The sequence below is a fragment of the Stenotrophomonas sp. YJH_SMC_17 genome (genome assembly GCF_059371655.1).
This window is the reverse complement of the sequence record NZ_JCAFUU010000008.1, coordinates 117,672-135,589: the sequence shown is the minus strand read 5'-3', so window position 1 is coordinate 135,589 and position 17,918 is coordinate 117,672. Positions and strand designations below refer to the sequence as shown.

The following is a 17,918-nucleotide window of genomic DNA, read 5'->3' as shown; positions in this document are numbered from 1 at the left end:
GCCGACCCGGGCCCGCGGCTTGCCCCGATGGGAACCACCGCAAGGTCTGGCGATGATGGGGCCATGCCCATCCATGACTGGCCCGAACAGGAACGCCCCCGCGAGAAGCTGATCGCGCGCGGGCCTACCGCACTTTCCGATGCTGAACTGCTGGCGTTGTTTCTCGGCTCCGGGTTCGGTGGCCGCGATGCCGTGCAGACCGCGCGCGACCTGCTGCAGTCGCACGGCCCGTTGCGGGTGCTGCTCGATCGCCCCGCCGCCGAACTGGCCCGCCTGCCCGGGCTCGGCCCTGCACGCAGCTGCACGCTGGCCGCCGGGCTGGAGCTGGCCCACCGCTACCTGACGGCCGAGCTGGAACACGGCGAGGCGGTGGGCAACAACCCGGCGGCGGTCGGCCGCTACCTGCAGCACCGCCTGCGTGGCCAGGCCCGCGAAGTCTTCATGGCCCTGTTCCTGGACAACCGCCACCGCCTGATCGCCTGCGAAGAGCTGTTCCACGGCACCATCAATGCCGCCCCGGTCTACCCCCGCGAGGTGGTGCGGCGCGCGCTGCTGCACAACGCGGCGGCGGTGATCCTCAGCCACAACCATCCGTCCGGCGACCCGGAACCCTCCAGCGCCGACACCCGCATCACCGATGAACTGCAGCAGGCACTGGCGATGGTGGACGTGCGCCTGCTGGACCACTTCGTCGTCGGCGAGGGCCGTCCCGTTTCGTTTGCTGAACGGGGCCTGCTGGCCCAGGCCCGGCCGCGCCTGTTCGGCTGAGCGCGGCCCGCCAGAGGCCATCGGCCGCCCCCACGGGCATCTTCCGGTCAGCGTGGCTGCGGGTATCTGCGCTAAAATGGGCGATTCCGCCGCTCATTCTCACAGCAGGCCTCGTGAAAAATCTCCTCCGCGCCCTGATCAGCCAAGGCATCGAAGCCTTGCGCGCCAATGGCACCCTGCCCGCCGACTCCCTGCCGCCGGACTTCGTGGTCGAGCGCCCGAAGACCCGCGACCACGGCGACTTCGCCACCAACGCCGCGATGCTGCTGGCCAAGGCCGCGCGCAGCAATCCGCGCGCACTGGCACAGGCGCTGGTCGAGGCGCTGCCGCGCAGCGAGGACGTCAGCAAGGTCGAGATCGCCGGCCCCGGCTTCATCAACTTCCACCTGGCTCCGGCCGCGTACCAGCGCGAAACCGCTTCGGTCATCAAGGAAGCCCACGACTACGGCCGCAACCTGTCCGGCAATGGCCGCACCGTGGGCGTGGAGTACGTGTCGGCCAACCCGACCGGCCCGCTGCATGTCGGCCACGGCCGCGCGGCGGCAATCGGCGACTGCGTGGCGCGCGTGCTTGATGCCAACGGCTGGAACGCCAAGCGGGAGTTCTACTACAACGACGCCGGCGTTCAGATCGAGAACCTGGCACTGTCCACCCAGGCACGGATCAAGGGGATCGCTCCGGACCAGGACGGCTGGCCGGAAGGCGGCTACCGCGGTGAATACATCGCCGACGTCGCCCGCGCCTACATGGCCGGCGCCAGCGTCGACCTGGAAGGCAGCACCGTGGTTGGGGCCAAGGACCCGGACGACATGCAGGCGATCCGTCGCTTCGCGGTGGCCTACCTGCGCAACGAGCAGAACCTGGATCTGGCCGCGTTCGGCGTCGACTTCGACATCTATTTCCTGGAAAGTTCGCTGTACGCCGACGGCAAGGTTGCTGAGGCGGTCGCCAAGCTGCAGGCCTCGGGCCACACCTACGAGGAAGGCGGCGCGCTGTGGCTGCGCAGCACCGACTTCGGTGACGACAAGGACCGCGTGATGCGCAAGTCCGACGGCACCTTCACCTACTTCGTGCCGGACGTGGCCTACCACCTGTCCAAGTGGCAGCGTGGCTACGAGCGCGCGATCACCGAGCTGGGCGCGGACCACCACGGCTCGCTGGCCCGCGTGCGCGCCGGCCTGCAGGCGATGGAAGTGGGCATCCCGCAGGGCTGGCCGGAATACGTGCTGCACCAGATGGTCACGGTCATGCGCGGCGGCGAGGAAGTGAAGCTGTCCAAGCGTGCCGGCAGCTACTTCACCCTGCGCGACCTGATCGAGGAAGCCGGCCGCGATGCCACCCGCTGGTTCCTGATCGCGCGCAAGCCCGATTCGCAGCTGACCTTCGACATCGACCTGGCCCGCCAGCAGAGCAACGACAACCCGGTGTTCTACGTGCAGTACGCGCATGCCCGCGTCTGCAGCCTGCTGCGCCAGGCGCAGGAGAAGGGCCTGGTGTACGAACAGGGCAACGGTCTGGCCAACCTCGGCCGCCTGGCCGACGATGCCTCGCTGGTGCTGATGAACGAGATCTCGCGGTATCCGGAAGTGGTGGAAGCGGCCGGCGTGGCGCTGGAACCGCACCTGGTGGCGCAGTACCTGCGTGAATTGGCGCACGCGTTCCACACGTGGTATCACGGGACGCCGGTGCTGGTGGAAGATGCCACTGACCGCAATGCCAAGCTGACCCTGGCCTGCGCCGCACGCCAGGTGCTGGCCAACGGCCTCGAACTCCTGGGCGTCAGCGCCCCGGAAAAAATGTAAGCATCAGGAGACGCAGTACACATGGCAGCACGACGCGGCAAAAGCCAGGCACGACGCAACAGCGGCAGCCAGGGCACACCCGGATGGGTGTGGCTGGTAGCGGGTGTAGCGATCGCGGCCGTGGTGTTCCTGGCGGCGCCGAACCTGTTCAAGGGCGAAGGCGATGGCTTCCTGCGCGCCGGTCCCCAGCCGAACCCGAACGCGCAGCCGGCCCCGGTCGCGGACGCCGACAGCGATGTCGGCGCCCAGCCGGCCGCGCAGCCGACCACGCCGAAGCCGGCCGAACCGGAAAAGCCGGCCACCACCCAGTACGACTTCTACACCCTGCTGCCGGGCAAGGAAGTTGAAATGTCCGACGCCGAGCTGGCGGCCAGCGCGCGTGCTGAAGAGCAGCGCCGGGCCAAGGCCGAAGCGTCGCGCGCGCAGGCTGCGCTGGAAGGCAAGCCGGTTCCGCCGGCGACGACCACCGCACCGGCACCGGCTGCCACCGCCAGCGTGTCCAGCACCGCGCAGGTGACCGCCACCAGCCGTCCGCTGCCGGCACCGCTGAGTGAACGCCCGGCGGCGGCAACGCCGTCGGCCGGCACCGCCCCGGCCTCGACCAGCACCGCCGCCGCCACGCCGGCAGCACGCGCGGAAACTGCACCGGCAACGGCGGGTGCCGCGGCGGCTGCAGCACCGGCGGCCGCCGACAACGCCCGCTACATCCTGCAGGCAGGCGCGTTCGGTGCCTCCGGCGATGCCGAAGCCACCAAGGCCAAACTGGCGATGATGGGTCTTGCTGCACGCGTGGAGTCGGCGCATATCAACGGCAAGACCGTGTACCGCGTGCGCATGGGCCCGTATGGCAGCGCCGGCGAACTGTCCGAAGCCAAGCAGAAGCTGGATGGCACCGGCCTGCAGGCGATGGCGATCAAGGCGCAGTGACCCATCGGATCTGAACGGAAAAAGCCGGGCAATGCCCGGCTTTTTTGTTTCTGTAGGGCCGAGCCATGCTCGGCTGAATCCAGACGAAGCCGAGCATGGGCTCGGCTCTACAGGACCCGCGACGCAGGTCAGCCTTCGCGGGCCACCTGGAAGCCCGCAAACGACTGGCTGACCGGCATCAGTTCCAGACGATTGATGTTCAGGTGCGGCGGCAGCGTGGCCACCCAGAAGATCTGCTCGGCGATGTCTTCGGCGGTCATCGGGTTGGCGCCGGTATAGAGCTTGTCCGACGCAGCCTGATCGCCATGGGTACGCACCACGGTGAACTCGGTTTCGGCCATGCCCGGCTCGATCGTGGTCACCCGCACGCCGGTGCCGTGCAGGTCCGAGCGCAGGCCCAGCGAGAACTGGCTGACGAAGGCCTTGGTGCCACCGTAGGCATTGCCGCCCGGATACGGGTAGACACCGGCTACCGACGAGATGTTGATGATCGCGCCCTTGCGCTCCACCAGCTGCGGCAGCAGGCGGTGGGTCAGGGTGACCAGCGCGGTGATGTTGGTGTCGATCATCGTGGTCCAGTCCGACAGCTTCGCGCTCTGCGCCGGCGCCGTCCCCTGCGCCAGGCCCGCATTGTTGACCAACAGGTCGATGTCACCGAATGCCGGCGGCAGCGCCAGCAGCGCCGCTTCCATCGCCACCGCATCGCGGATGTCGAAGACGGCGGCGTGCACCACGTCCTTGCCGTAGCGGTCGACCAGCGGCTGCAGGCGCTCGCCGCGGCGGCCGGTGGCGATCACCTTCCAGCCCGCCTGGGCGAAGCGATGGACGGCGGCGGCGCCAAAGCCGGACGTGGCGCCGGTAATCAGGACGGTGCGGGTCATCAGGCAACTCCATGGGAAACCAGACCCCCATTCTGGCATCGTCGGCCGGCCCCTGTGTTGCCGGATCGGCCAGATCCGGGGTCAGTTCCCCCTGCTCCGAAAAGGGATCTGACCCCAGCTGCAGGGTGACCGGTACAATTGGGCCATGATCAACAACGATGTCCTGCGCAGCGTGCGCTACTCCCTGGACCTGGGCGACCACCACGTGGTGACCCTGTGCCAGATGGCCGACCCGGCCTTCGCCGTGGATACCGAGCAGGTGAAGGCCTGGCTGCGCCGCGAGGACGAAGCCGGTTTCGAGGCGATGAGCGACAGCGCGCTGGCCCACTTCCTCGACGGACTGATCGTGCACCTGCGCGGTCGCGACGAGAGCCAGCCGCAGCGCGCGGTGGAAACCCGCATCGACAACAACCTGGTGCTGAAGAAGCTGCGCGTGGCCTTCCAGCTGCGCGACGTGGACCTGATGCAGATCTTCGCCAGCGCCGGTTTCAACGTGTCCAAGTCGGAAGTGGGCGCGCTGTTCCGCCAGCCCGGGCACACCAACTACCGGCGTTGCCTGGACCAGATGCTGCGCAATTTCCTTAAGGGCCTGAGCCTGCGCCTGCGCGGCTGAGCACGGCCTCGACGAACGCCCGCGCCGCCGGTGTCGGCAGCCGCTGCCAGACCAGATGCACGCGGCGGGTCGGGGTCGGCTGCAGCGGAATCCGCACCACGCCTTCAAAGCCTTCGGCGATCAACGCCGGCACGATGCCGACCGCCAGCCCATGGCGGACGAAGCGCTCGATCAGTTCCATCAGATTGACCTCGAAGCGCACCGTGTGCGGCAGGCCGGCGGCAGCGAACGCATCGTCGGTCTGCCGCCGCGCACCGGTGCCGCGCGGGAAATCGACCAGCGCCTCGTCCTGCAGTTCGGTCAATGGCAGCCGCCTGCGCCGGGCCAGACGGTGCGACGGCGCCAGCACCGCCACCAGGTCTTCTTCCTGCAGCATCTGGTGGCAGAGCCCATCAAGCGCCGCAGAAGGTGCCAGCCCCACCAGTGCCACATCCAGCACGCGCGACTGCACCTGCGCGATCAGGTCCTCGCTCTTGTCCACCCGCAACTGGAATTCCACCTGCGGGTGCACCTGCTGGAAGGCGGCCAGCATCGCCACCACGTCGATGCCGGTCAGCGAGGAAATCTGCCCGATCGCCAGCAGCCCGCGCACCTCGCCACTCACCGCCGCCACGTCGGCACGCAGATGGCGCAGGCTGGCCAAGGCCTGCCGCGCATGCACCAGCATGGCCTCACCGGCGGCGGTGGCCCGCACCTGGCGCGGCAGGCGTTCAAACAGCGGCGTGCCCAGTTCCTGCTCCAGTGCGGCGATCTGGTGGCTGAGTGCGGACTGCACCACATGGCAGCGTTCGGCGGCGCGGGTGAAGTTGGCTTCCTCGGCCAGGGCAACGGCAAACTCGAGCTGCTTGAGGTTCACCCTGCTATCTCGTTTCCAGATGACAGGGATGATGATGATTCATTTCCATCATCGCTGCAGCAGGCGGACACTGTGCACCCCGCTTTTCTGGAAGACCGCGTGAGCCCCGCCCTCCCCCCACTGCACCGCTGGCAGGTGCTGCTGATGTCGGTTGCCACCGGTGTGGCCGTGGCCAGCAACTACTATGCACAGCCACTGCTGCACACCATCGCCGACGCCTTCGGCGTGCCGTTCAGCCAGGTCGGCATGGTGGTGACCGCCGCGCAGCTGAGCTATGCCGCCGGGCTGATCCTGCTGGTGCCGCTGGGTGACCTGTTCGAGCGGCGTCGCCTGATCGTGGTGATGAGCCTGCTGTCGGCCGGCGGGCTGGTGATCAGTGCCTGTGCGCCGTCGCTGGCCTGGCTGCTGGTGGGCACCGCGATCACCGGCCTGTTCTCCGTAGTGGCACAGGTGCTGGTGCCGTTCGCCGCTACGCTGGCCGCGCCGGAACATCGCGGTCGCGTGGTCGGCACGTTGATGAGCGGCCTGCTGCTGGGCATCCTGCTGGCGCGCACCGTGGCCGGCCTGTTGTCCAGCCTGGGCGACTGGCGACTGGTGTACGCGATCGCCGCCGGCACTCTGGTGATGACTGCGCTGGCGCTGCAACGCGGCCTGCCGCGATTCCACCACAGCGCCGGCCTCGGCTATTTCGCACTGCTGCGCTCGATCGGCGTGCTGTTCGTGCAGGAACCGGTGCTGCGCCAACGCACATTGCTGGGGGCCTGCAGCTTCGCCATGTTCGCGATCTTCTGGACCCCGCTGGCGTTCCTGCTGGCGCAGCCGCCGTATGCCTACAGCGACGCCACCATCGGCCTGTTCGGCATGGTGGGTGCGGCCGGCACGCTGGCCGCCGGCCTGGCCGGGCGCATGTCCGACCGCGGCCAGACCGGTCGCGCCACTGCCATCGCATTGCTGCTGTTGCTGCTGTCGTGGCTGCCGCTGGGGCTGTCGGCGCATTCGCTGCTGGCGCTGCTGATCGGCGTGGTGGTGCTTGACCTGGCCGCGCAGCTGCTGCACGTCAGCAACCAGAACCTGATCTATGCCCTGCAACCAGCCGCACGCAACCGCCTCAATGCCGGCTACATGACCGGCTACTTCATCGGCGGTTCGCTGGGTTCGCTGTTGTCGGCGCAGGTCTACCAGCGCTTCGGCTGGACCGGCGTCTGCGTGGCCGGTGCCACGGTGGCCGTGCTGGCCCTGCTGCTGTGGCTGCCCGGCGCGCTGCGTGCGCGCCAAGCGGTGTCGTCGAACTAGAAGCTGCCCTGCAGCGCCAGTTCCCAGCGTCCCCCGGCGTTGCCCGGGAACAGGCGCTTGGCCGCGCTGTCAGTGTCATGCACAGTGGCACGCAGCTCCCACGCCGGGGCCAGCGTGGCAATGGCACTGATCTGGCCATGCAGGTAATCCGGCCCCTGCGCGGTGGCCAGCCAGTACTGGCCCACCGCCGCTTCCAGGCGGAAGCGTTCATGCAGCGGCACCCGTACGCCGAGCTGGGCATAGGTACCGCGATGGCCACCGGCCAGCGCATCGTTGGAATGCGCGACCTGCAGCCAGGCACGCTGCTTCCAGGTCAACGTGGTGCTGAGTTCGGTCCAGTCCAGCGCGCGGCCGGTGCCCGGGTACACGTAGCGCGTCAGGTTGGCGTCCAGCGTCCAGTCCGTGGCCAGCGCGCCCGACCAGCCAGCGACCAGGTCGAACTCGCTGCGCGCGCCGTTGTCCGGCTTGAACGAGACATTGGACCCCCACGCGCTGGCGTACCAGCCCGATGCCACGGCCACCTTCGCGCCCGCCTGCACCGCCGGGTCGCCATCGCTCTGCGAGCTGCCACGCCACACGTAGTCGCTGGTGAGTGCGGCGCTGCCGCTCAGCTGCACCTGTGCCTGCGCGCTGCCGATACCGAGCAGCCCCGCCAGCGCGGCCACCATCGCCGCCATCATCCCCTTGCTGTTCACTGCACTGATTTCCTCGTCGAAGGCGGTCGCGCCGCCGGGACGTCAGTGTCGAGCGCGTGCCCGTAACGGATCGAGGGTGCTGCGTGGCCTGCAGCGCAAATTCGGCGTAAATCCCGTGGAACGGGGCTGCATGCCAGCGGCGCGGTATCATGGCGCTCTGTTTTCAGGAACCAACCGCGTGGACGCCATCCTGACCCCGGTATCGATCGGCGAGCTGATCGACAAGATCACCATTCTCGAGATCAAGGCCGAGCGCATCGACGATGCCGCCAAGCTGGCCAATGTACGCACCGAGCTGGACGGGCTGCTGCCGTTGCTGCAGCAGCAGCTGCAGGCACAGCCGGCGCTGGCCGCGTTGAAGCAGCAGTTGAAGGCGATCAACGAGCGCATGTGGGACATCCAGGACCAGCTGCGCGACAAGGAAGCGGCCCAGGTGTTCGACGATGCGTTCATCCAGCTGGCGCGCGGCGTGTACGGCACCAATGGCGAGCGCGTGCAGGTGAAGAACGAGATCAACCGCGTGGCCGGTTCGGCCCTGGTGGAAGAGAAGCAGTACCAGGGCGAGTAAGCCCGCTCATCCGCATTCGAGCAGGTGCCGGATGCGGAACAGTTCACCATCGCTCTGGATGCCCAGTTTTTCGTAGGCCGTGCGCTTCTGCGTGCTGACCGTACTGGCCGTGCGTCCGAAACGCCGCGCGACCTCGCCGGTGGTGCAGCCCTGCAGAACCAGCCGCAGTACCTCGCGTTCGCGCCGGCTCAAGGGCGTGAGCACGGGCGCGGGCGGGCGCCGAAGCCGCGACCGGCTCAACTGCGTGCCCAGTTCCGGTGGGACGAAGCGGCCACCGCGCGACAGCACATCGACCGCACGCAGCAGCATTTCCGGCGTAGTGCCCTTTGAAAGGAATCCGCGCGCGCCGGCCTGCATGGCCATGGTGACCGTGCTCGCGTTGCAGTGGGCAGACAGCACCAGCACCGGCAACAGCGGCCAGCGCTGGGACAACCGCCGCAGCAGGGCCAGGCCCTGCCCGGGGCCCCAGGGCGCCAGCACATCGATCAGCAGCAGGTCGATGCAGCCCGGCTGACGATCCAGCAACGCAAGCAGCTCGGCTTCGTCGGCGAAGCTTCCGCACACCTGCACGCCGCCATGCTGGCGCAGCACCACCTCCACCCCCAGGCGCAGCACGGGATGCGGCGCCAGCATGGCCAGGCGGCGGGGCTGATCAGGGGGCAGAGCGGGAACGGCAAGCGGCATCGTGCGGATCCGGCGGTACGAAGTACCCACCGTAGGCCGGCGCCGCGGACAGCGGAATCCAATTTATTGCAACGCAGCAACCCGGCACGACCACGCTCAGCTGCGGTTTCGGGTCGTCACAACGCAACAGGCCCGGCATGGGCCGGGCCTGTCGAGGCATCTTCAGCGCGCAGGCGCGCCGAGGAAGCAATTACCAGCTGAAGCGCGGGCCGACGGTGTATTCCTTGTCGCCGTCGCGGTTCATCTTCAGCTCGCCGTTCAGGCCCCAGTTCTGGTTCAGCTTGACCTGACCACCCAGGCGGCCGTACCACTGGCCATCCGGATTGATGCCGTGCTTCTTCGAGAAATCTTCGTAGCCGACCATGCCGTAGACTTCGGCGTGGGCACCGAAGGCGGTGCGGATACCGGCTTCAGCGCTGTAGCCATTGAAGTCCAGACCGTGCTTCTGGTCGCGCTTCTGGTAGGCAACGCGGGCAACGAAGTCGGTGGTCGGGGCGATTTCAACGTTGTAGCCGGCACCGATCTTCCACTGGTCCAGCTTGATATTGGTGTGGTCGATTTCCTGGCGGCTGTACTCACCGAACGCGTGGAAGTTCGGCAGGAAACCGTACGAACCCTTCACGCCCCAGCCATCGGCCTTGAACGCGTCGATGTCGGTCTTGGCGTAGTCAGCTTCGGCGTAGTTGTACGACAGGTTCTCAGCAGCCGAGGCGGTGAACGGCAGGGCAGCGGCCAGGGCCAGAGCAATCAGCGAATTCTTCATGGGGGTACACCTTTACTTTCTTATGGTGTGCAGCAGCGCCAAGGCGCCATCGCATCGGGAATGTAAATTCTCCGTTATTCGCCACAACGCTCCCTGAAAACAGCGGTCTTCGCATTGCTGAATTTTTTGGCTTGATTCAGGCTGTCTCTGGCATACGCGCGCGGCGCGGGTGCGTCTGTGATCCTTCGTCGATTGCAACAGGAGGTTGCCTTGCTCGTTTCCGATCCGCCGCGGACGCGTCTCCTCGCCGCTGTCTTCGCCTGCATTGCCTTCTTCCCGACACACACTGCACACGCACTGCGGGCAGCTGACTACCAGCGCGCCGAACGCGTGCATGACAGTCATCTGCGCGGTGCGCTGCGCAACGCTTCGGTCCTGCCCCACTGGCTGGGCGATGGGCGCTTCTGGTATGAGCGCGAAGATGCGCAGGGCCGGCGCCAGGCGGTACTGGTCGATCCTGCAAAGGCCAGCCGTCAGGTCCTGTTCGAGCCGGCCGCACTGGACGCGGCGGTTGCGACCTTCGGTGCCAGCGGGCCACGCCTGCGCCTGGCCAACGTGCAGGTGGCGGACGATGGCCTGCGCCTGCAGTTCAGCGGAGAAGTGCCCGTCGATTGCCAATGGCCACGCTGGCAATGCGCGCGTTCGCCGGATGCACGGCCGCCGGCCGATGCGCTGCCTTCGCCCGTTGGCGATGCCTGGCTGCAGGTGCGCGACAACAACCTGTGGCTTCAGTCGCCTGGAACGGCAACGCGTGCGCTGACCACCGACGGTGAACCCGGCCATGGCTATGGCGTACTGCCCGACGTCACTCTGCGCGGTATTCCACGCCGCCAGGGCCGGTTGCCGGCGCGGCCGTTCGCGGTCGGCTGGTCACCGGATGGCCGCTACGTGGCCGGCATCCGCTACGACGAACGTGCGCTGCTGGACTATCCCTATCTTGAAAGCGCGCCGGCCAGCGGTGCGCGACCGCGCGTACATACCGTGAAGCTGGGCCTGCTGGGTGATGCGCAGCAGGTGCGCGACAGCCTGTATGTGATCGACACCGGCAGCGGGCAGCAGCATGACATCGCGCTGCCCAAGGGCTGGAACGTGCTGAGCGAGGCCGGCATCGTGGGCTGGGACGGAGGCCGGCTGTACGCCGTGATCGCACACTTCGGGGCGCCGCGGCGCCTGCGACTGGTGGAAATCGAAGCCGACAGCGGCACGGTGCGCACCGTGCTGGAGGAAGCCAGCGATACCCGCCTGCAACTCAACGTGTATTCGTACAGCCGGCCGGCGGTAGCGATCCTCCCTGGGCAGGACACCCTGGTGTGGTTCTCGCAGCGCGATGGTTGGGGCCACCTTTACAAGGTACGCCTGTCCGACGGCAGGGTGCAGCGCCAGCTGACCCGCGGCCGCTGGGTGGTCCGTGATCTGCTGGGCGTGGACGGAAACGGTGGCTGGGCGTACTTCAGTGCCGGTGGCGTCGACGCTGACGATCCTTATGTGCGCGGCCTGTACCGGGTATCGCTGCAGGGCGGGCCGATCCAGCGCCTGGCCGCCGATGGCAGCGACCACATGGCCGACGCGGGTACCGGTGCCCTGTTCGGCGGACGCGCACCGCAGGCACTGTCACCGCACGGTGGCTACCTGGTGGATACGGTCTCGCGCCTGGAACAGCCACCGCGCACGGTGCTGCGCGCCAGCGACGATGGTCGCGAGCTGCTGGTGCTGGAAGCGGCGGACAACCGCGCGGTGCTGGCCGCAGGGTGGCGCCCACCGCAGCGCGAACAGCTGCTGGCCGCCGACGGGCGCACGCCGATCTTCGCCACCGTCTACCTGCCCCGCGACTATCGCGATGACGGCAGCTTCCCGGTGATCGATGCGATCTACGGGGGCGCCTTCATCAGCAATGCGCCGGTGACGTACGCCGAGGCGGTGTCCGCATTGAATCCGGTGTCACGCGCCAGCCTGGCCGAGCTTGGCTTCGTGGTGGTCAGCATCGATGCGCGCGGTACCGGCGGCCGTGACAAGGCATTCCATGACAGCAGCTTCCTGCATGGCGCCGATCAGCAGCTGGAGGATCACGTGGCGGCATTGCAACAGCTGGGCGAACGCTACCGGGGCATCGACCTGCGGCGGGTCGGCATCTACGGGCACTCGTTCGGCGGCTACAGTGCAGCGCGTGCGTTGCTGCGCTACCCGGCGTTCTACAAGGTGGGCGTGGCCTCGGCCGGCAGCCACAATTTCCAGGGCATGTATGGAGGTGCCGTGCACGGCATGGACCGGCTGTTCGGTGGCGTGCTGCCGCACTCGGTCATGGCCGAGGACGTGCCGCCGCCGTTTGCCGGACTCGACAATGCAGCGCTGGCCGCCAACCTGCGCGGGCATCTGCTGCTGGTCTATGGCGAACTGGACGAAAACGCACCACCGGCGCTGACGCTGCAGCTGGCCGCCGCCCTGAACACGGCCCAGCGCGACTACGACCTGCTGTACCTGGCCCGCCAGGACCACGAACTGTTCCGCAATGACGCCACCTACACGCACCGCATGTGGGACTACTTCGTGCGCCACCTGGCCGGCCAGCAACCGCCGGATGCGGTACTGGCGCCGCTGCCCGGTGCTCCGGGCTGAACAGGCCCCGCCGGGGTGTCGATCCTCGGCGCCCTGGTTCGTCGGATAGCTGAAGGCCGTGCATGCGGCACGGTTCAACCGGAGGCAGGCAATGAGCTACATCGATGGTTTCGTCCTGGCGGTACCCACCGCCAACAAGGAGAAGTTCCTCGCCCACGCACGCACGGGTGATCCCGTTTTCATCGAATTCGGCGCGCTGCGCGTGGTCGAGTGCTGGGGCGATGACGTGCCGCACGGCAAGACCACCGACTTCTTCGGCGCGGTGAAAGCCACGCCGGACGAGACGGTCGTGTTTTCTTGGATCGAATGGCCGGACAAGCCGACCCGGGACGCCGGCATGGCAAAGATGATGGAAGACCCGCGGTTCGATCCAGCGAAGAATCCGATGCCGTTCGACGGTGCGCGGATGATCTACGGCGGCTTCGTGCCGATCTACGAGCTGACCCGCTGAATCCGGCGGACGCGCTCAGCGCGGATCCGTGTCGTCACTGGCAGAGGCATGGCCGGCGCCCAATGCGGCGCCGGCACCGAAACCCATGCAGCCCATGCCGGCGCCCATGCCGCCACCGCCTCCCCCTGCACGGCTCCCCTTGGCGTCGCCCTCGTTGCGGCCCTTGCCGCCCGCGCTGGCGCCGGGCCGGGTCGGGCCCTGCGGTGGAATCTGCAGATCGGCCGGGATCGGTGCCAGGTCGAGCGCCTCGCGCACGAAGTCGCGCAGCGAGACCACCAGGTCGTGGGTGTGCACCGGCCGCCCTTGTGCCAGCTCGCAGGCCGCCCGCGCCGCCAACCGCACCTGCTCGTCGGTGCCCAGCAGCAGGATGTCCGAGAGCGCGGCCTCGACCGCATCGCGGATGCGGCGCGTGCGATCCGAGCGCGGCTCGGCGATGCCTTCAGCCTCTTCGCGCTGGCGCAGGTCGCGGCGATGGCGGGGATCCACGCCCAGTTCGCCGGTGAACGAACCGCCCAGGGTCTTGTAGGCCGCCATCAGCGTGCGCAGCCGTTCGTTGATCTGCCGGTTCTCGCGCTCGCGGCGCTGCTGCAGGGTCTGCATCACCAGCAGGCGGATGCCCACGCCCAGCAGGGTAATCAGGACCAGGCCGGCCAACGTGGAGAGCACGCCCTGCCACGAACTGAAGTCGATACCACGCATGCCCGGGGCTCCGGCGGGAAGAACCTGCATCCTGCCCCAGACCGTGTCCCAGAAACGCGAAAGGCCCCACCACCCGGTGGGTGGCAGGGCCTTCGGTCACGGCGCGATTACTTGCGCTTGGCGACCTTGCGCACGGCCTTGGCCGGTGCCTTCTTGGCGGCAGCCTTCTTGGCCGGCGCCTTCTTTGCGGCGACCTTCTTCAGCGGTGCAGCCTTCTTGGCCACGGTCTTGCGGGTCGCGGCGGCCTTCTTGCCGACAACCTTCTTGGCAGCAGCGGTTTTCTTGGCAACGGCCTTCTTGCCCACAACCTTCTTGGCAGCGGCGGTCTTCCTGGTGGCGACCTTCTTGGTGGCGGCAACCTTCTTGCCGACAACCTTCTTCGCAGCCACGGCCTTCTTGCCGGCAACCTTCTTGGCGGCAACGGTCTTCTTGGCCACAGCCTTCTTGGCGGTGGCGACCTTCTTGCCGACAACCTTCTTGGCGGCCGCGCTCTTCTTGGCAACGGTCTTCTTCGCGACGGCGGCCTTCTTGGTGGCGGCCTTCTTCACGGTGGCGACCTTCTTGCCGGCAGCCTTGGTGGCGGCCTTGGTGGTCTTCTTGGCAGCAGCAGCCTTCTTGGTCACGGCCTTGCCTGCAGCAGCCTTCTTCTTGGCCACTTCCTTCTTCAGGGCAGCAGCTTCGGCCTTGGCGTTCTTCTTGGCGGCTTCCAACTTCTTCTTGGCGCTGGCAACGGTCTTGCCGACCGACTTGGCAGCCTTTTCGGCCTTCTTGGCAACGGTCTTCTCGACCTTGGCCACGGCCTTCTTGGCCTTGGCAACGCGGGTGCCGGCAGCCTTGGTGGCGCGCTTGACGGTCTTCTTGACCGACTTCACTGCGTCTTCGGCAGCGTGGGCGATGGTCTCGCCGACGTTGGTGGCGGCTTCTTTGACGTTCTCGACGGCGTCGGTCACGACCGACACACCATTACCGTTGCTCATGTTGCCCTCCTGCGGGCCTTAAGTATCAAAACGGGGCGATGCTATACCGACATTGACGATCGTGGAACGGGGCATGCACCAGCAATCGCATCTGCTGCGACGGTGATGGTGTAGTCCACCACCCCTCGCGGTATGGCAGGTTTTCAGGAAACCCCTTTTTTTAAGGTCTGTGCGCCGCCGCCGACCGGGTGGATCGCCGCCGCTGCGCGTACCTGCACACGTGCAGCGACAGGCCTGCGTTGTGGCGCAGTGCGGCACCTCCCTGCGCGGAACTGCGCAAGTATCCGTCTGTGCCCGCGCAGCGCACGGCGGCCTTCGGCGGTGTCCCGATCATGTTGGCGCGTGTCACCGCAGGTCCGATGCCAGGCTCCGGACCCGCCATTTGCGCCCGTGCTTTTCATGGCGCATTTATCCAGATCGCGACACACTCATTCAGCTTGTTTTACCGTAGAGCCCGACCGCCCCCATCCCCGCCTGCGAACCGACTCCCATGCGACCGCTACCCACCCTGCTCACGCTCGCAATCGCCGCCGCCTTCGGTGGCTTCGTTGCCACCGGCATCAACGCCCACCTGGACAACCGTGCCGACGCCGCACCGCTGCCGGCGGTGGTGCCGACCATGGCGGCACTGCCGGCCGCTGTGGCCGGGCAGCAGGTGCCGTCACTGGCACCGATGCTGGAGAAGGCGATGCCGGCGGTGGTCAGCGTCAACACCAAGCAGGTGGTGCGCGTGCGCAACCCCTTCTTCAACGACCCGTTCTTCCGCCGCCTGTTCCCGGACATCCCGCAGGAACGCATCAACGAATCGCTGGGCTCGGGCGTGATCATCGATGCCAAGGAGGGCCTGGTGCTGACCAACCACCACGTCATCGACAACGCCGATGACGTGCAGGTGACATTGGCCGACGGGCGCACGGTCAAGGCCGAGTTCCTCGGTTCGGACCGCGACACCGACATCGCACTGATCCGTATCCCGGCGCAGAACCTGACCGACATCAAGCTCGGCAACAGCGATCAACTGCGCGTGGGCGACTTCGTGGTGGCCATCGGCAACCCGTTTGGTTTCAGCCAGACGGTTACCTCGGGCATCGTCTCGGCGGTGGGCCGCAGCGGCATCCGCGGGTTGGGCTACCAGAACTTCATCCAGACCGATGCGTCGATCAACCCCGGCAATTCCGGTGGCGCGCTGGTCGATCTGCAGGGCCAGCTGGTCGGCATCAACACGGCCAGCTTCAACCCGCAGGGCAGCATGGCCGGCAACATCGGCCTGGGCCTGGCGATTCCGTCGAACCTGGCGCGCAGCGTGGTCGACCAGCTGGTCAAGCACGGTGTGGTGGTGCGCGGCACGCTGGGCGTGGAAAGCCAGAACCTGACCGCGCAGATCGCGCAGGGCCTGGGCCTGGGCGAAACCCGTGGCGCACTGATCACCCGCGTGCTGGCTGGTTCGGCCGCCGCCGCAGCCGGGCTGAAGCCCGGCGACGTGGTGGTGTCGGCCAACGGCCAGCGCGTGGACAGCGCCGAAGCCCTGCACAACGTGGAAGGCCTGGCGGCGGTCGGCAGCCCGCTGGCACTGGATGTGCGCCGCGAAGGCAAGCCGCTGCAGATCAAGGCGACGCTGAAGGAACAGGCGCGCGCAGTCACCGGCGACAGCCTGGACCCGCGCCTGGGCGGGGCCACCTTCGTCGACCTGCCCGAGTCGCTGCGCCAGTCTGGCGCCAACGGCGTGCTGGTCAGCGAGGTCAAGCGCGGCAGCCGCGCGGCCAGCAACGGCCTGCAGCAGGGCGACATCATCAGCGATGCCACCGTAGGTGAGTTCACCGACCTGGCCAGCTGGCGTGCCAACTTCCAGCAGCGCCCACCGACGCTGGTGCTGCGCGTGCTGCGCAACAATGGCCAGCAGCAGGGGCAGCTCGTGATGCGCTGATCGCCCTGCCGTAACACCCCCTATACCCCGGCAATGCTATTGCTGTCCGTCCAGGTCGGCACCGCCGACACCCGTTCCCCCATCGCAACAGGAGTGATTCGATGAGCCCCACCAATACCGAGAACCTGAAGGACCACCTGGGTGAAGCCGGTTCCCACCTGAAGCAGGCCGCCAGCGCTGCCGGCGGTGCGATCAAGGGCGCAACCGGTGCAGCAACCGACGAACTTCGCATCGGCAAGGCCAACGTCAAGGCTGAACTGTCCGACAGCGCACTGTCCGGCCTCGCCGCCGCCGAGTTCGGTGGCGCCGCCGCCAAGGAACAGGTGGATGCACTGATGGACAAGGGCAAGGACCTGATCGACAGCGCTGCCGAGTTGATCCGTGAACGTCCGCTGGCCTCGTTCGGCGTCGCCTTCGCTGCCGGCTGGATCATTGCCAAGCTGGCCCGCGGCAGCAGCGACAAGTAAGCCGCGGCGTGAGCGAAGACAACGCGCAAGCGCCTGATCCAGCGGCCACCCCGCCGCTGGATGAGAGCATCCGCCAGGTCGGCGCGGCCGGTCGTGCCGCTGCCGATTCGGCCAAGCACACGCTGCGTTCGCTGCGCCGGTTGGCCTCGGCCGACTTCGCGCTGGCACGCAGTGCGTTCGGTCGGGCGCTGGCCTGGGCTGGCGTGGCGATCGTGTTCGGTGCCTCGGCCTGGCTGCTGATGGCCGCCACCCTCATCGCCCTGCTGCAGAGCTGGGGCCTGAGCTGGCTGCAGGCCCTGCTGATCACCTCGCTGCTGAGCCTGGCCGTGACCGGCTATGCGATCTGGCGGGTGTCCTACTTCTTCCACCACACCGGCATGCACGCCACCCGGCGCCAACTGTCACGCCTGGGCCTGTTCGACGAGCCCAGCGAAGACGATCCCGATGCCGGCGTGCAGCTGCCGGAGGGCAAGCCATGAAGTTCGGTGCGCTGCAACGGCGGGTGAAACGCTGCGAACAGGTGGTGACCGTTCGCCTGGGCGAAACCCAGGACCACTGGTCCACGCTCAGCCAGGTCTGGCGCCAGGGCTGGTCGCCGCTGCGCATCGTGGTGGTCGGCCTTGCCGGTGGCTTCATCGCTGGCAAGCTGGAGGTGCCGGGCAAGGTCAATGGCGCGCGCTGGCTGCAGATGGTCGGTTCGGTCTCCAACCTGTTCGCCAGCGCACAGGCGGCGTTCGCCACGGCGATGGCGGCGCAGGCCACGGCCGCCGCCGACGATGCGGCCGAAGAAGCCGACGCGGCCAGCGAACAGGCGCAGGCGGCGACGTCGGCGAACGCCGCGCGACCTGCACCGTCGCCCCAGCCGCCCGCGGAAACGGAACTGCGTGAACCGCGGCCGGCCGAAGCGGCCACCGAGCTGTCCGAACGTTGATGCATG

The 17,918-nt window shown here is 67.7% G+C and carries 19 protein-coding genes; 12 read left to right on the top strand and 7 right to left on the bottom strand.

From position 1 onward, the window contains the following. Window positions 1-63 precede the first annotated feature (63 nt). From radC to AC5P8Z_RS17785, 3 genes are all read left to right on the top strand, one after another. Entirely contained in the window at window positions 64-768 is a 705-nt protein-coding gene (radC, locus tag AC5P8Z_RS17795) for a RadC family protein (RefSeq protein ID WP_295566313.1), read from the top strand. Between the two features lie 113 nt (window positions 769-881). Next, the gene (gene argS, locus AC5P8Z_RS17790) at window positions 882-2,570 is read left to right on the top strand and encodes an arginine--tRNA ligase (RefSeq protein ID WP_286070688.1); all 1,689 of its coding nucleotides are present in this window, start codon (window positions 882-884) and stop codon (window positions 2,568-2,570) included. 21 nt (window positions 2,571-2,591) lie between these two features. Continuing rightward, a complete protein-coding gene (locus AC5P8Z_RS17785) occupies window positions 2,592-3,497 on the top strand; it encodes an SPOR domain-containing protein (RefSeq protein WP_495229642.1) in 906 nt (301 codons plus the stop codon). Between the two features lie 128 nt (window positions 3,498-3,625). Here the strand turns inward: AC5P8Z_RS17785 and AC5P8Z_RS17780 are convergent, their stop codons facing one another. Then, complete coding sequence (locus AC5P8Z_RS17780) at window positions 3,626-4,378, bottom strand: SDR family NAD(P)-dependent oxidoreductase (protein ID WP_495229641.1); 753 nt, start codon at window positions 4,376-4,378, stop codon at window positions 3,626-3,628. A gap of 145 nt (window positions 4,379-4,523) precedes the next feature. Between AC5P8Z_RS17780 and AC5P8Z_RS17775 the strand changes: the two genes are divergently transcribed. Next, complete coding sequence (locus AC5P8Z_RS17775) at window positions 4,524-4,991, top strand: YehS family protein (protein WP_495229640.1); 468 nt, start codon at window positions 4,524-4,526, stop codon at window positions 4,989-4,991. On the opposite strand, the gene AC5P8Z_RS17770 is transcribed toward AC5P8Z_RS17775, so the two are convergent. Then, window positions 4,960-5,847 carry a LysR family transcriptional regulator gene (locus AC5P8Z_RS17770; RefSeq protein WP_495229639.1) on the bottom strand — a complete coding sequence of 296 codons (888 nt, stop codon included), beginning with the start codon at window positions 5,845-5,847 and terminating at the stop codon, window positions 4,960-4,962. The genes AC5P8Z_RS17775 and AC5P8Z_RS17770 overlap by 32 nt on opposite strands. Window positions 5,848-5,991: 144 nt before the next feature. Between AC5P8Z_RS17770 and AC5P8Z_RS17765 the strand changes: the two genes are divergently transcribed. Further along, window positions 5,992-7,140, top strand: a complete 1,149-nt coding sequence (locus tag AC5P8Z_RS17765) for an MFS transporter (protein WP_345783116.1) — start codon at window positions 5,992-5,994, stop codon at window positions 7,138-7,140. Here the strand turns inward: AC5P8Z_RS17765 and AC5P8Z_RS17760 are convergent. Continuing rightward, the gene (locus AC5P8Z_RS17760) at window positions 7,137-7,835 is read right to left on the bottom strand and encodes a TorF family putative porin (RefSeq protein ID WP_286070683.1); all 699 of its coding nucleotides are present in this window, start codon (window positions 7,833-7,835) and stop codon (window positions 7,137-7,139) included. The two genes, AC5P8Z_RS17765 and AC5P8Z_RS17760, sit on opposite strands and share 4 nt — an antisense overlap. Before the next feature lie 130 nt (window positions 7,836-7,965). On the opposite strand from AC5P8Z_RS17760, the gene AC5P8Z_RS17755 reads away from it, so the two are divergent. Continuing rightward, complete coding sequence (locus tag AC5P8Z_RS17755) at window positions 7,966-8,403, top strand: DUF6165 family protein (RefSeq protein ID WP_495229638.1); 438 nt, start codon at window positions 7,966-7,968, stop codon at window positions 8,401-8,403. 6 nt (window positions 8,404-8,409) lie between these two features. Here the strand turns inward: AC5P8Z_RS17755 and AC5P8Z_RS17750 are convergent, their stop codons facing one another. Together AC5P8Z_RS17750 and AC5P8Z_RS17745 are read right to left on the bottom strand one after the other, a co-directional pair. After that, window positions 8,410-9,087 carry a response regulator transcription factor gene (locus AC5P8Z_RS17750; protein ID WP_286070682.1) on the bottom strand — a complete coding sequence of 226 codons (678 nt, stop codon included), beginning with the start codon at window positions 9,085-9,087 and terminating at the stop codon, window positions 8,410-8,412. A 190-nt stretch (window positions 9,088-9,277) separates the two neighbouring features. Further along, complete coding sequence (locus tag AC5P8Z_RS17745; RefSeq protein WP_286070681.1) at window positions 9,278-9,850, bottom strand: OmpO family porin; 573 nt, start codon at window positions 9,848-9,850, stop codon at window positions 9,278-9,280. Window positions 9,851-10,060: 210 nt separating this feature from the next. Between AC5P8Z_RS17745 and AC5P8Z_RS17740 the strand changes: the two genes are divergently transcribed. Then, the gene (locus AC5P8Z_RS17740) at window positions 10,061-12,463 is read left to right on the top strand and encodes a S9 family peptidase (RefSeq protein WP_286070680.1); all 2,403 of its coding nucleotides are present in this window, start codon (window positions 10,061-10,063) and stop codon (window positions 12,461-12,463) included. A gap of 91 nt (window positions 12,464-12,554) precedes the next feature. Next, complete coding sequence (locus tag AC5P8Z_RS17735) at window positions 12,555-12,914, top strand: DUF1428 domain-containing protein (RefSeq protein ID WP_286070679.1); 360 nt, start codon at window positions 12,555-12,557, stop codon at window positions 12,912-12,914. A 15-nt stretch (window positions 12,915-12,929) separates the two neighbouring features. Here the strand turns inward: AC5P8Z_RS17735 and AC5P8Z_RS17730 are convergent, their stop codons facing one another. Together AC5P8Z_RS17730 and AC5P8Z_RS17725 are read right to left on the bottom strand one after the other, a co-directional pair. Then, window positions 12,930-13,613, bottom strand: coding sequence for a hypothetical protein (locus tag AC5P8Z_RS17730; protein ID WP_495229637.1), 684 nt, complete (start codon window positions 13,611-13,613; stop codon window positions 12,930-12,932). 107 nt (window positions 13,614-13,720) lie between these two features. Then, entirely contained in the window at window positions 13,721-14,590 is an 870-nt protein-coding gene (locus tag AC5P8Z_RS17725) for a histone (protein ID WP_495229636.1), read from the bottom strand. Between the two features lie 490 nt (window positions 14,591-15,080). Here AC5P8Z_RS17725 and AC5P8Z_RS17720 point away from each other — a divergent pair, with 490 nt between their 5' ends. From AC5P8Z_RS17720 to AC5P8Z_RS17705, 4 genes are all read left to right on the top strand, one after another. Beyond that, window positions 15,081-16,514, top strand: a complete 1,434-nt coding sequence (locus AC5P8Z_RS17720) for a Do family serine endopeptidase (RefSeq protein ID WP_495229635.1) — start codon at window positions 15,081-15,083, stop codon at window positions 16,512-16,514. A gap of 101 nt (window positions 16,515-16,615) precedes the next feature. After that, window positions 16,616-16,981: a hypothetical protein gene (locus AC5P8Z_RS17715; RefSeq protein ID WP_004137828.1), complete on the top strand. Its 366-nt coding sequence runs from the start codon at window positions 16,616-16,618 to the stop codon at window positions 16,979-16,981. A gap of 8 nt (window positions 16,982-16,989) precedes the next feature. Beyond that, entirely contained in the window at window positions 16,990-17,460 is a 471-nt protein-coding gene (locus AC5P8Z_RS17710; protein ID WP_088023523.1) for a phage holin family protein, read from the top strand. Next, window positions 17,457-17,912, top strand: a complete 456-nt coding sequence (locus AC5P8Z_RS17705) for a protein sip-5 (RefSeq protein ID WP_286070675.1) — start codon at window positions 17,457-17,459, stop codon at window positions 17,910-17,912. The genes AC5P8Z_RS17710 and AC5P8Z_RS17705 overlap by 4 nt, the downstream gene beginning before the upstream one ends. Window positions 17,913-17,918 lie beyond the last annotated feature (6 nt).